Source organism: Peribacillus sedimenti (genome assembly GCF_046237635.1).
GTDB classification, from domain to species: domain Bacteria; phylum Bacillota; class Bacilli; order Bacillales; family DSM-1321; genus Peribacillus; species Peribacillus sedimenti.
The window spans coordinates 2,450,896-2,463,490 of sequence record NZ_CP143547.1; the positions used below are offsets into that span (position 1 = coordinate 2,450,896).

Below are 12,595 nucleotides of genomic sequence, written 5' to 3' on the forward strand. Positions count from 1 at the left end.
TGAAACCATTCCCAATAATATGCTAGCATATATTGACGCTTTCGCTTCCTGTCGCATTTCCTCCTATATGATTTGTATAAGTGTGCCCATTGCGGCTCCCATAAACATCGTAAATAATTCAATCCGGAAATTTCTATCTTTATTCCGAGATATATACTTACTGCAATCGCCATTGATAATAGCAGATCCAATCGAGTTGCATAAGGGCAAGGAAGTTCATTTGCTTTTTTGTTTAAAACATACCCATTTTCTAAAAAAAACGCTTTCCTTCCCTCCAAGAGCTGTGGACGATCGATAGAAAAGTATGTTCAAGTGCTATGAAGCTTTGTTATTCTAGTACATAGGCAATTCAGGTCAACTTAGGAGTGAATGCAAGCATGAACCAAAAAGACATTGCACAAATTCGAAAACAATTCAAAGCAGGAAATGATTTACTCACCATTTCCGATATCTTTAATGTTTATATTACGAAGGAACCCAGTGAAATTTACCATCATGAAAGCCAGCCTTTTGAAATGCTCGACCAGGAACAGCAGGAGTTATTCTTGAATAACTTCAAAAAGATGCTAGCCGGTCAATTGGATGAAAAACTCTTTGAGTTAAAGTTTAAGCGGGACGGGGAAGAGAACAGCCAGCTCATTTTGCATCAAGGATTGCTGAGCCCTGATGTAGACAGCTGGAAAGAGCAAATGCACCACATCGTTGGCAAAATGCTGGAACTCCGCCAATACGAGAAGGATATCGTCGTCACTTTCATTCGCGGAGAATATTTAAAACCTGTGAAGCGACGAAATGAAGAGGACGAGACAAGCGAACGGGATACCGTTTATTCCCACCCGTTTATCCTGTGCAGCATCAATAACACACAGGAGCCGAAGAAAGAGCTGCTTTTCGACTATGTAGAAAAAGAATTTAAATATCACTTTGTCGTGGACCCCATTATCAACCTAAAGGCTCCGATTTCAGGCTTTTTGTTTCCCAGCTTCACCGAAAACGCAGCAGACGTCAATCACGTTCTCTATTCGGCGGGCAAGGTTCACGAGCCTGACCATGCGTTCATTGAAGAAGTCTTAAACGGCGAAGAAACAATGACGGCACAAGATGACAAAATCATTTTTGAAGAAATCGTGAAAGACATAACAGGGGATCAGTTAAGCACCTCTGCCCTCTCCAATGTGTATGAAGAGATACACCGTATGATCGAAGAAAATGAAGAAGAGGGAGAGCCGCCGAGATTAGATGCAAAAGATGTGGAAAGGGTGCTAAAATTGAGCGGGCTTGAGGACATTGATTCGGAAAAGGTTGAATCTGCTTACCAAAAAATCATCGACGATGATAAATATGAGATTAAAGCCAGCAGCATCCTTCCGAAATATACGTCCAAATCGATTAAGATTAACACGAAAGCGGCAAACATTTCGATAAGTCCACAAGACTTAAGGTATGTAAAGCAAATTATGTTTGGCGGAAGACGCTACCTCATGATCGAAGTTGAAGAAGATGCCGTAATCGAGGGCTTCACGATGATTCCGGAAGCTTTGGCCGGCGAACCTGAACACTGATTTATAGGGAGTGTAAGTCCCAGGCTGTTTCACTATCAATGGGGATTTATGCTCCCTTCTCTTTGCTCTTTTGGAAGGCACTTTAGATGTAAGACGTTTTCAAGATTGAGAAAACGTTCGGAAATTCCATATGTCTACCAGTTTGATGAATCGAATCTTCCACTCCATTCATCTTGATGTGCGAGAGTGAATCGGCGGATTTTCGAGCAATCACCAATACCTGTCCGACTTGGACTCGTTCTTTCTTGCGTTCGAGGTATTCGAAACGACTGGTAAGAACTTCGAAGCGGACTACAGTTGCGACGCGCCCCTTAGTGCAGCAGGAAAGGCTGTGGCTCAGATCTCCATCTCGCGAGGCTGCTGAAACACTAAATCAGAATTGAATAGATACATGGTAAAAGTATTCATGTACTCTAAGAAATTATGGGAAATACCATCAGTAATATCAGTATTCAATCCTATGAAATCCACCTCTACTAATAACGTGATATCTTCTTGAAAATGATGCCCATAAGCAAGCCCTGCACCATTTATACCTATTCAAAATACTAAGTATGTGTTTCTACCTCATCCCAGTTCTCTGTACCCATAAGCCAATTAAGTGCATAATGTCTCTCCTGTACTACTCCAATGTTAAGGTCGCCAGGTATGGCTTTACCATCAATTTGTGCCTGGCGGACTGCCCAGTGCATATTGTAAATTAAATCAGCTTGTTCAGCTAATTCTTCTTTTGACCTAATTATCGCTTCAGTGATGAACGTCTCACTCGTTCGTTCTGATAATTGAGTTACAGCAAAGGGGACATCACATGTTGCATCCGGATAGGACAACTCCTCCACATAACCCAGCATCCACAGCAACACCCAATACCCTTCATACTTCCAACTAAAGTGAAATCTCTCCTCCTCACTTACATCAGCATTATGCAGAAACTCCTTTTCATTTTTTGTAAAATGATTGATTAAATCATATCTCTGAATGATTTTTTTCACTACTTCCGACTCCGTGCCCTCTCCTTTTGCGGCAACTGTACAAATACACATTGCCCTATTTGCTATCTCTTCCACAGTTCTAATTTGAATTTCCTCTCTCGGCACAGGCAAGTTTGAATTGACTGGAATTCCCGCTCTTTGAAGATATTTCTGAGATTTCTTTCTTCTCTTAATAGCATTTCTAAAGAATGTGAACATTGGTTTATCTCCAAAACTTGTATTTTAAAAATTATTTCACTGGCCTTCCCCTATTGCTAAGTAAGAATGACCCCCGTTGAAAATCGGACAAATTGATGAAAAAAAAGGAACTCTGGGCTCCTCTATGAAAATAGCTTTACTTATTCATTTTGGTTTTCCTAGTAGAGCAGTTGCAATTGCGGTGAAAAAGTTACCTATAGCCTCTAAAATATTTTAAATATCTCCTTCTTATTAAATTTTACATTCGTTCACCTCATGCAAGCTTCACCATATATACCAGTATTTTAACATTAACCTTTATAGATGTGAGCTATAATAAAACTCCTGCTGACTAACCTGTCCCTTTAATACAATTAGAAGTGAAAAACCACTCACCAACCGTTAGAAAACGCACCTATTTTGTTTTTATCTAAAATTTAAATAAAATCGTCGTTCCATGCTTGGTGCTGTAGCCATGTGTGGTTACTTGGGGATGACTCGTTCAGCTATGGTCTCATTCACTTGTATGGACTCATGATTTTTGATAATCATCTCATACATCAATTGGTTATAAGCTCTTTTATACTGATTCCCGCCTAATTCTTCCGGTTTCCCAATCAAGGATTCTGCATATTTATCAGCAACGAGGTCCATTACAACCTGTTCCTCTACACGATGCCAATACAGCACATCTTCCATCCCCAGTGTCTTTATGATTTTGTCATGAAAAGGACGGTTTTCATCATTCATAAGGTCCGTCATCGTGTTTAACACTTCTAAACGGTCTGGCCCAAGGCCTGCATTAGACCCCATTGTATAAAAAATTTGATGGGCTAATAGAATAATGAGCTCTTCCTTCGATTCGATAACCGTTCCAAGAGGCACACGCATTTCTTTTCCTTGATATGTCGCAAAAATATCTTTTTTCAACGGAGCTGTTACATCCTTGATCACCGCCAACACCGCATCCGAACTATATTTTTCATCTATAACAGGTTTGACTTGTGGAAAGGTAATGTCCGAATCTTTCTTTTTCTCATTCTCCTTCGCATCATCTTGGCTTGGCTCTAGTTTGCTTATTTCGTAAACAATCCCGATAACCAGTAAAATCATGACTCCAATCCACAACTTCTTGGCCATTTAAATTCTCCCTTTCCAAATGCCCATACAAAAGGTAGTTTTAGACTTTGTATCCTCTTGTAATAATTTTGTATATCAATTGGTGTTATTCAAATAATTTCCCTTCCTCATTCCCTCGGTGACATCCCTGTTGGGAAAAATCCTGGTCCAATGGCAAAATATGAGCCACTCAGCTTTATTTCAAGGAGTAGGTAAAGACGCCAAATATATTGCCAATCATCTTCTTCACTCTAAAGACGAACATCTTGTATATACATTTGCTTAATATTAAAATTCACTAAAATTTTAGCTGTGTTTGTACGAAAAGGGGCTTTCGTTTGGAAGGTCACTTTTTTATCTCCGTGTATCAGCCCTTGTCGACTCATCACGTTCCCCCGGATGAAGTAAGGGTATTAAAAGGCCGGAACCGTCTATCTGTCGGGCTGGGTAATTCTACAGTAGGGTTCAGCTCCAAGCTTTTTACTTGCGGCTATTCTCAATATGTTAGTTTTTTGGTATATCGGACCACTTTCCTATGGAAGTTAAATTAGTAGTAAGAAAAAGCATCAGTGGAATTCCCAAACAGGAATTGCCTTATTCATTAATCTGTATCTTTTACCCTAAGCAATCTTAAACTGTTCAATGTGACAAGGATTGTCGCTCCCATATCGGCAAAGATGGCAATCCATAGTGTCAGCCATCCAGGAATCACCAGGATCAAGGCCAACAGTTTGATAATCAATGAAAACGTGATGTTTTGCTTGATGATGTGTAAAGCCTTCCTGCTTAACTTCACAGTAAATGGAAGTTTTCGTAAGTCATCCCCCATAAGGGCGATATCTGCGGTTTCAAGAGCCGTGTCCGTACCAGCTCCACCCATTGCTATACCGACCGTCGCGGAAGCCAGGGCAGGGGCATCATTCACTCCATCACCAACCATTGCCGCTTTGCCGTATTCCTTCCGGAGCGACTTGATCACGTTCAGCTTATCCTGTGGAAGGAGCTCAGCCTGGATGTCATTCACGCTGACATGTTCCCCGATGGCCTTTGCTGTGGCTTTGTTGTCACCGGTCAGCATGATCGTCTTTTTGATGCCCAACTCATGCAGCTTCCGGATAACATCGCGGCTGCTTTCACGGACCTCATCCGCAACGGCAAGAATTCCTAACACCTTGTCTTCCGTTCCAGCCACTATTACCGTCTTTCCCTGGTTCTGAAGGGCAACCACTTTCTGTTTGATGTCTCCCTGGATTGATGCGTTGAAGCCATCAAACAACTTAGGACTTCCCACATAATAGGCGGTGCCTTTAATGCTTCCCTTGATTCCCTTGCCAGTGATGGATTGGAAATTGTCAACGAGAACACCCTGGTAGGAAATGCCGTCCTGTTCCGCCTTCTTCAAGATAGCAGAAGCAAGTGGATGCTGAGAACGGTACTCGAGGGCTGTGATGATCGAAAACAGTTCACTGTCTGCAGTCCCATCCAATGGCATAAAGTCAGTCACCGCCGGTATGCCCTTGGTCAGCGTCCCTGTCTTATCAAAGGCAATGGCCTTTAAGGCTCCTACCTCTTCCAGATGGATGCCACCCTTAATCAATACCCCATTTTTCGCAGCATTCCCTATGGCCGTCACAATGGAAACCGGCGTAGATACGACCAACGCACACGGACAACCCACTACCAGAACTGCTAATCCTTGGTAGACCCATTCATTCCAGTTACCGTTAAAGAGAACAGGAGGAAGGATTGCTACAATAGCCGCAATGACCATGATGACAGGCGTGTAATACTTCGCGAAACGGTCAACAAAGGCCTGTGACGGTGCCCGTTCAGCCTGTGCTTCCTCAACAAGGTGGATGATTTTTGCAATCGTTGTGTCATCTGCCAATTTGGTTACCTCGATTTCGAGAAGCCCTTCCTCATTCAAGGTCCCGGCATACACATCATCTCCAGTTTGTTTTGCGACCGGCACTGACTCTCCCGTAATGGCGGCCTGGTTTACAGAAGAAAACCCATATGAAACCACGCCATCCATTGCAATTTTCTCGCCTGGCTTCACGATCATCAGGTCGCCTACCCGAATATCATCCACATGAATGACGATTTCTTTTCCATTCCTTCGGACCTTTGCCTCCTTAGGAGCAATAGCCATAAGGGACCTGATGGAGGCTCTGGCCTTATCCATCGAGTATTTTTCCAATGCTTCGCTGATTGCAAACAAAATTACCACAACGGCCCCTTCACTCCACTCGCCGATGAAGGCCGCCCCAATGATGGCAATGGTCATTAGCGTCTTCATGTCGAAATCAAGACGGAACAGGTTTGTAATCCCTACCTTGAAAAGCGAGCCCCCACCGATAAGAATCGCGGCCAAAAAACCTGCGATGGTCGTTACGCTTTCCTCTCCATTGAAGAAATGGGAGATATATCCCATGACCACGAATAGCATGGAGACAATAACCGTCGAATGTTTCTTCCAAAACGGCTCTTTCGCAATTGGTGCTACTGCACCCTTCTCAGGGGCCAGCTTCAAGTTTTCAAAAGCCCCTGCTTTTTCTAGTTCTTCAATGGTTGTGTTCCCGTAAACCGTAATCTTGGAAGCACCAAAGTTCACTTCTGCATCTGAAACACCATCCAGGTGTTTTACGTTCTTTTCGAACTTTCCGGCACAGCTAATTCAAGAAAATCCTTGCACGCGGTACACCTGTTTTGGCTGCTCCAGCTCTTTTGCTCTAATCAAGGTTCATCACCTCTTTATGGTGGTCAAACGCTAACTGAACCATCTGTTTCACCTGTTGATTTTCAATCGAGTAATACACTAGTTTACCTTCCTTGCGAAAATTGGCAAGCCCTATTTTTTTCAAATACCTTAAGTGGTGAGATGTAGTCGCAACTGTAGCTCCAATGATGTTGGCTACATCGCATACACACAGCTCCTCTTCTACCGATAGGGCATATATGACTTTTAGCCTTGTTTCATCTGATAACGCCTTGAAAATCGTGGAAACATCCCCGAAATTCTGGTCGGCAGTCTTTCCCTGTACACGGGTCACCTTTTCGTTATCCTCGCATGTGACTTCACATATATCTTGTTCCTCCATGCTTCTCCACCCCATATTCAAACGCTGATTTGATTTTATAATATTCAAACAACTCTTTGATTGTCAATGGAAAAGATCAAATGTTTATTTGAATGATGGGTTCTGAAATATTCATATATTTGACTAACTTAAATAGACAATTTCTCCAACATATCAGTATAATCAAAAACTAGGAGGGTTTCTCCTAAAAAACAGATGGAGGACAAGATGAAGAAATTAATGATCCCCCTTATTGCCTCAGCATTTCTGATTACGGGGTGCTCTGGCGATCAAGAAGAGAAACAGAACTCTTCTGAAACGCATCATTCTGAGGATGCACCTGAGTTATCATACATCATCGGCAGCGATGACTGGTCATCTATCACAAATCTTACGAAAGATCCTGCGATTCTAGAAGCCTATCAGTTTGCAGTGGCTCACCCTGAAGTCCTGAATTATATGCCATGCTATTGCGGGTGCTATGAAGAAGACGGACATACCAGCAATACAAATTGCTTTGTTGACAAAGTGGAGAATAAGCAAGTCACTTTGGATGCCATGGGCTTTGGCTGACCAGTCTGCGTAAACATAGCCCGTGAGGCTAAATCAGAGTTTGAAAAGGGAACGCCATTGAGGGACATACGAAACATGATTGATGAAAAATACAAGGATGGAGGAACGCCTCCCACCCCTACCCCAATGCCAAAAGGCTGATTAAGAAGAGTTGCTTCAAAAAATCCGCTGGACTTAAGTAGTCCGCGGATTTTCTTTGGACAGGAAATCATAATATGAATCTTGAAAATTAAGATATGCAAAGATTACTGCTGAAAGTTGAGCTTCCCGTACGCTTATGTAAAATAATATTTGGACCTAATCTATGTACGGGAAAGAATATCGCTTGGAATGTATATAAGTACAGTAAGAACAACCAGGCTAAACGTCAGCCACTTCAGTTCCTAAAATATACGCATTCAGATAGAAATCCTAGAAGGTTACATCATAATGGTCTAGTTTCAATATGTTCTCCTTTAGTATTTTTCTATTGGGATTAAAAAACGAACTTTCTTAATAAACTAAAACAGTTTATTAAGAAAAAGATTTACAATTTTAAAAAAATACATATATAATACGAGAATAATAGCTTAATATCCAAACACTCATATAATGGCGGGAATATGGCCCGCAAGTTTCTACCGGAATGCCGTAAACGTTTCGACTATGAGTGAACAATGTGAATAGTGGATGGGGTCAGGGGATTTATGATTTCCCTCCCTTTCCTCTCTTCTGCTGACAAGCCTGAAGGTCATTGTTTCACTCATATTCCCTGAGTGAATGCAATGATATTCAGGCTTTTTTGTATATCAGAAAGGGGTGCAGGCAGCAATGGAATTGCTCAAACAAATGATCTTGGAGAAAGGTATAGTACTTTCTAAAGATGTATTGAAAGTGGATTCGGTTATTAATCATCAGGTAGATCCCTTTCTCATGCAGGAAATTGGTAAAGAATTTGCAGCACGATATAGTGAAGAAAACATTTCCAAAATACTGACCATTGAATCATCTGGAATCGCACCGGGAGTAATGGCAGGTTTGTATCTTAATGTTCCGGTAATTTTTGCAAGAAAACGCAAATCCCTTACTTTGGTGGATGACTTGCTTACTGCTTCGGTATATTCATTTACCAAGAATGAAACAAAAGAAATATCGGTATCAAAGCAATATGTGCAGCCGGAGGATCGTATCTTAATTATTGACGACTTCCTGGCAAATGGACAGGCTGCACAAGGGTTGGCAGAGATTGTAAATAAAACAGGCGCTTCTATCGCCGGGTTTGGAATAGTGATTGAAAAGGCATTCCAAACAGGAGGGAAACTCCTTCGTTCACAAGGTTATCGTGTGGAATCCCTGGCAAAAATCCAATCTTTAAAAAATGGCACAGTTCAATTCATAGAGGATAATTTGGAGGTATATAACATATGAAACCTAATGCACTCAAAACAGCATCCTTAGGAATTCAGCATGTATTAGCCATGTACGCCGGAGCTGTGATTGTCCCATTAATTGTGGGTGCAGCCCTTGGTTTATCACCGGCACAATTAACATATCTTGTTTCAATCGATATTTTGATGTGCGGAATTGCTACCGTTCTTCAAGTTTGGAGCAATAAATTTTTTGGAATAGGGCTTCCTGTCGTACTTGGCTGTACATTTACAGCAGTTGGTCCCATGATTGCAATTGGGGGTCAATATGGGATATCTGCAATCTATGGTTCGATTCTTGTTTCAGGGTTGTTCGTCGTACTCATTGCTAAGTATTTTGGCAAACTTGTCAAATATTTTCCTCCTGTCGTAACAGGTTCAGTTGTTACCATAATAGGGATTACATTAATACCTGTCGCTATGAATAATATGGCAGGAGGCCAGGGCAGCCCGGATTTCGGGTCAATTTCAAACATCTCCCTTTCATTGGGAACACTCCTTTTTATTGTGGCCCTGTATAGGTTTTTTACTGGATTTATTCGTTCAGTATCTATTCTGATCGGCATATTGGCTGGAACTGCTGCTGCGTTCTTTATGGGTAAAGTGAATTTTTCGGCTGTGGGAGAGGCTTCCTGGCTCCACCTACCTTCTCCTTTTTACTTTGGTTTGCCTTCCTTTGAGCTCACACCTATCCTGACCATGATCCTTGTGGCAATGGTTAGCCTTGTGGAATCAACTGGTGTTTACTTTGCTTTGGGTGACATTTGCAATAGGAAGATTTCTGAGAAAGACCTTATTAAGGGTTATCGTGCTGAAGGGTTGGCGATAATATTCGGCGGACTGTTCAATTCCTTTCCGTACACAACTTATTCCCAAAACGTAGGACTCGTCCAGCTGTCCGGTGTCAAAGGGAAGCAGGTTATTTATGTGACAGGCGCATTTTTAGTTGTTCTTGGATTTGTTCCTAAAATTGGAGCAATTACAACAGTTATCCCTTCAGCAGTGCTTGGTGGTGCTATGGTGGCGATGTTTGGAATGGTCATTGCATATGGGATCAAAATGCTGAGCGAGGTGAACTTTGCTTCTCAAGACAATTTATTTATCATTGCTTGTTCTGTTGGAATGGGGCTAGGAGTCACGACTGTTCCAGATCTGTTCAATAAACTTCCTCAAAACATTCAAATATTAACAGACAGCGGAATCGTCGCTGGCAGCCTTACAGCAATTTTCTTAAATATCATTTTCAATGTGATTCCGTATGGCAAAAAGGCTTCCATTTCAGCTCCGGTAAGAGAACATCAGGCATGATAAAATAAATCAATATCACTGTTTTCAGCTTGTGGAGAATATCTCCACAAGCTTTTTTAGTACTGACCAATCATTATTTGTGCTGATTAAGCTGGTGTAAGGTAAATAATGTTTACTTTGTCTGTGATATTTCATAAATAATGCCACAAAAAAAGAGTAACTAAATAGCTACTCCGTCATAATTTAGGTTCAAATGTTTTGCAATCAGTCTCGGCGGTAGTTGAAGCTTGTCTTCCTCGGTTGCTGACCACATATATTGCTTCAGCTCGGCATTTATTTCCGGTTGCCCAATATTTGCAATTATTTACTTCGCAAAGAACATCCCTGGCCAACTAAAACACCTCCCTATTAATATGTCATGGCTGATATTTATTACTTAACCTGTTTTGCACCTTTTCAAACAGTCTTAAAACAATTAACTTTCATTTGTACAAAAAGGGTTTGGCTTTGGCTTCGACGTTCGTTATTTGTACCAATAACCTTCCCTTCAGTTACTTAACTTAATAATGAATTAAAATGACGGGAGGGCTCCAAATTGAGCCAGAAACGTGATAAAGGCCATAAACAGAAAGGAAAATCCAATAGCGATATTGTGAACCCTGTAATTGCCATAGAAGAATTGGAAAGCTCAATTCATCCAACGAACGCTCCGCCGCGAAATGCGAAATATTGGTTAGCTGACAAAGACAGGCACTTCTAAATAAACGGCATGCCTGTTTTTTCTCCGAAAGTTACCTCCCTCCGTATAGATTTAAATAGCTTTTTACGCTTGCCGGGTCAGTGCAGTCTGATGATCTAGCAGCCAGCCAATAATGTTTTTCAAATTATCCGGGCTTTGAAGTTCAATTGTTTTTTGATAATAATCCAACGATTTATTCAACCTGTTCATCTGCTGCTGATTGTTCAAAACACTGGCTAATTGTGGACCAATTGATTGTTTACTATTAAGCTGGAACACAAGGCCTTTGTTTTGTAAAAAGTGAAGATTGATCTCTTCCTGTCCTGGCAGGGCCGAGTGCACAAATATGGGAATCCTTTTGTATAATGCTTCACTTACAGTTACACCGCCAGGCTTTGTAATGATTGCACTGACCTGATCATAGAGCGAGTTCATTTCAGATCGTGACGTAAGGTAAGGCATTGGTTTAACATGCTCTATATTCCATGAAAGAATCTCGTGATATAGTTTTTGGTTTTTGCCACATAACACAACAAAATCAAAATCGAGGGAATTTTTCAGATCGGCAGACAATCTAAGAATTCCTCCCAAGCCGCTGTTGCCGCCAGATACTAAAATTTTTGGCCGGCCCGCTTTTTTGGCAGCTAAAGGCCTGGCAGTGAATTCTTCATGTATTGGTATTCCCGTTACAATAATTGAATGATCCGCCTTTTGATTCTTTCTGTATAACAAGGATGCTTTTGCTTCTTGGCTGGGAAGAAAGTGTAAATCTATTCCATCCAATCCCCAAACATTATTTATAAAGTAATCCGTATATACGTTAATAACCGGAACGTTACATTTGCCTTTGCTCTTTAATTGGCTAAGAAGATGCGAAGGGAACCCGTGAGTACAAACTATTAGATCCGGCTGTTCTTCTATTACCATCTGCTCCATTTTTCTTAGGAATATATGCTCATACCATTTAAATGAATTTATTTTGTTACTTGGTTCGTAAAAAAAGTTCTTATAAGCTAAGTTATAGCTTTCGGGAGCAAAGCGAATCCAGTTCAAGTAACTGCTGGTGATCACTTTTTCCAGTGATCCATTTGTATAACTTAAAAGATCCATTTATTTTTGCGGACAGGTCACGATTCCCGCAAAAATGGTATATCGGCTTTTATCGGTCAATCCTGGTCCAATGAAATAAAATAAGGCTGATCCATAGTTTTTATACTATGGATCAGCCCTGGGCCTTTAATCAATTCTTATCCTTGAAAAAGAAGTCTTGAAATGCATGAAAAAATTCTATCCCTTGAAAAGCAAGCAGACTAGTAGCGGTGATAGAGCATAAACCCATCATAATCAGTCGAAACCACATTTTATTACCTCCTTGTTTATTTAGTAGATAAATAAGGAGGTCTCGTTTAAATAGTTGGATTGGTAAAAAACTGGCTTATTCAGCTGACGCAATCTTATTGCCTTTACCAGCGAGAGGTTGAAGATGATTAAAATTAATATTGGAGTAATAAGCAGCCCCTTTATAATAGTCATTTCCGGAGTAAGCTTCTTATCCAATAATTTTAATTCTAAAAAATCTTCTGGATTTGAAGTAATTGTCGCAGCCTTGCTGGTTGCTTGATGCTGGACAGTAACTTCATGGATTAAGTTAATAACCCCAATGGCCAAAAAGGCAAAGAGAAGTAAGAAAGAAAAAACT

General features: G+C 41.0%; 13 protein-coding genes and 1 riboswitch. Of the genes, 7 read left to right on the forward strand and 6 right to left on the reverse strand.

Annotated features, from left to right (window positions below; translation table 11 throughout):
- Positions 1-377 precede the first annotated feature (377 nt).
- Positions 378-1,562: a DUF4317 domain-containing protein gene (locus tag V1500_RS12125; RefSeq protein ID WP_409305762.1), complete on the forward strand. Its 1,185-nt coding sequence runs from the start codon at positions 378-380 to the stop codon at positions 1,560-1,562.
- A gap of 548 nt (positions 1,563-2,110) precedes the next feature.
- On the opposite strand, the gene V1500_RS12130 is transcribed toward V1500_RS12125, so the two are convergent.
- Positions 2,111-2,752 (reverse strand): DUF4272 domain-containing protein, encoded by a 642-nt coding sequence (locus V1500_RS12130; protein ID WP_409305763.1) that lies wholly within the window; start codon positions 2,750-2,752, stop codon positions 2,111-2,113.
- 76 nt (positions 2,753-2,828) lie between these two features.
- Between V1500_RS12130 and V1500_RS12135 the strand changes: the two genes are divergently transcribed.
- Entirely contained in the window at positions 2,829-2,969 is a 141-nt protein-coding gene (locus tag V1500_RS12135; protein ID WP_409305764.1) for a hypothetical protein, read from the forward strand.
- A gap of 245 nt (positions 2,970-3,214) precedes the next feature.
- Here the strand turns inward: V1500_RS12135 and V1500_RS12140 are convergent, their stop codons facing one another.
- The 3 genes from V1500_RS12140 to V1500_RS12150 all read right to left on the reverse strand — a co-directional run bounded on the left by V1500_RS12140 (position 3,215) and on the right by V1500_RS12150 (position 6,951).
- Positions 3,215-3,871, reverse strand: coding sequence for a hypothetical protein (locus V1500_RS12140; protein ID WP_409305765.1), 657 nt, complete (start codon positions 3,869-3,871; stop codon positions 3,215-3,217).
- A 580-nt stretch (positions 3,872-4,451) separates the two neighbouring features.
- Positions 4,452-6,590 (reverse strand): heavy metal translocating P-type ATPase, encoded by a 2,139-nt coding sequence (locus tag V1500_RS12145; protein ID WP_409305766.1) that lies wholly within the window; start codon positions 6,588-6,590, stop codon positions 4,452-4,454.
- Positions 6,583-6,951, reverse strand: a complete 369-nt coding sequence (locus V1500_RS12150; RefSeq protein ID WP_409305767.1) for an ArsR/SmtB family transcription factor — start codon at positions 6,949-6,951, stop codon at positions 6,583-6,585. Before V1500_RS12150 ends, V1500_RS12145 begins: the two co-directional genes overlap by 8 nt.
- 207 nt (positions 6,952-7,158) lie before the next feature.
- Between V1500_RS12150 and V1500_RS12155 the strand changes: the two genes are divergently transcribed.
- The 3 genes from V1500_RS12155 to V1500_RS12165 all read left to right on the forward strand — a co-directional run bounded on the left by V1500_RS12155 (position 7,159) and on the right by V1500_RS12165 (position 10,217).
- The gene (locus tag V1500_RS12155; protein WP_409305768.1) at positions 7,159-7,644 is read left to right on the forward strand and encodes a PCYCGC motif-containing (lipo)protein; all 486 of its coding nucleotides are present in this window, start codon (positions 7,159-7,161) and stop codon (positions 7,642-7,644) included.
- Between the two features lie 423 nt (positions 7,645-8,067).
- A riboswitch (purine riboswitch) is annotated at positions 8,068-8,169 on the forward strand.
- A gap of 144 nt (positions 8,170-8,313) precedes the next feature.
- Positions 8,314-8,910, forward strand: a complete 597-nt coding sequence (locus tag V1500_RS12160) for a xanthine phosphoribosyltransferase (protein ID WP_409305769.1) — start codon at positions 8,314-8,316, stop codon at positions 8,908-8,910.
- The gene (locus tag V1500_RS12165) at positions 8,907-10,217 is read left to right on the forward strand and encodes a nucleobase:cation symporter-2 family protein (RefSeq protein ID WP_409305770.1); all 1,311 of its coding nucleotides are present in this window, start codon (positions 8,907-8,909) and stop codon (positions 10,215-10,217) included. The genes V1500_RS12160 and V1500_RS12165 overlap by 4 nt, the downstream gene beginning before the upstream one ends.
- A gap of 176 nt (positions 10,218-10,393) precedes the next feature.
- Here the strand turns inward: V1500_RS12165 and V1500_RS12170 are convergent, their stop codons facing one another.
- On the reverse strand, positions 10,394-10,549 hold the full coding sequence (locus V1500_RS12170) for a DUF1540 domain-containing protein (protein WP_409305771.1): 156 nt from the start codon (positions 10,547-10,549) through the stop codon (positions 10,394-10,396).
- 203 nt (positions 10,550-10,752) lie between these two features.
- Between V1500_RS12170 and V1500_RS12175 the strand changes: the two genes are divergently transcribed.
- Entirely contained in the window at positions 10,753-10,917 is a 165-nt protein-coding gene (locus V1500_RS12175; protein ID WP_409305772.1) for a hypothetical protein, read from the forward strand.
- 63 nt (positions 10,918-10,980) lie between these two features.
- On the opposite strand, the gene V1500_RS12180 is transcribed toward V1500_RS12175, so the two are convergent.
- Complete coding sequence (locus V1500_RS12180) at positions 10,981-12,006, reverse strand: MGDG synthase family glycosyltransferase (RefSeq protein ID WP_409305773.1); 1,026 nt, start codon at positions 12,004-12,006, stop codon at positions 10,981-10,983.
- A 373-nt stretch (positions 12,007-12,379) separates the two neighbouring features.
- Between V1500_RS12180 and V1500_RS12185 the strand changes: the two genes are divergently transcribed.
- On the forward strand, positions 12,380-12,517 hold the full coding sequence (locus tag V1500_RS12185) for a hypothetical protein (RefSeq protein ID WP_409305774.1): 138 nt from the start codon (positions 12,380-12,382) through the stop codon (positions 12,515-12,517).
- Positions 12,518-12,595: the final 78 nt, after the last annotated feature.

What these genes read in the sequence shown, in the direction of transcription:
- V1500_RS12185 (WP_409305774.1), top strand. Translation starts at nt 12,380, where the DNA reads ATGATTAAAATTAATATTGGAGTAATAAGCAGCCCCTTTATAATAGTC.
- V1500_RS12165 (WP_409305770.1), top strand. Translation starts at nt 8,907, where the DNA reads ATGAAACCTAATGCACTCAAAACAGCATCCTTAGGAATTCAGCATGTA.
- V1500_RS12130 (WP_409305763.1), bottom strand. Translation starts at nt 2,752, where the DNA reads ATGTTCACATTCTTTAGAAATGCTATTAAGAGAAGAAAGAAATCTCAG.
- V1500_RS12140 (WP_409305765.1), bottom strand. Translation starts at nt 3,871, where the DNA reads ATGGCCAAGAAGTTGTGGATTGGAGTCATGATTTTACTGGTTATCGGG.
- V1500_RS12150 (WP_409305767.1), bottom strand. Translation starts at nt 6,951, where the DNA reads ATGGAGGAACAAGATATATGTGAAGTCACATGCGAGGATAACGAAAAG.
- V1500_RS12180 (WP_409305773.1), bottom strand. Translation starts at nt 12,006, where the DNA reads ATGGATCTTTTAAGTTATACAAATGGATCACTGGAAAAAGTGATCACC.
- V1500_RS12160 (WP_409305769.1), top strand. Translation starts at nt 8,314, where the DNA reads ATGGAATTGCTCAAACAAATGATCTTGGAGAAAGGTATAGTACTTTCT.
- V1500_RS12125 (WP_409305762.1), top strand. Translation starts at nt 378, where the DNA reads ATGAACCAAAAAGACATTGCACAAATTCGAAAACAATTCAAAGCAGGA.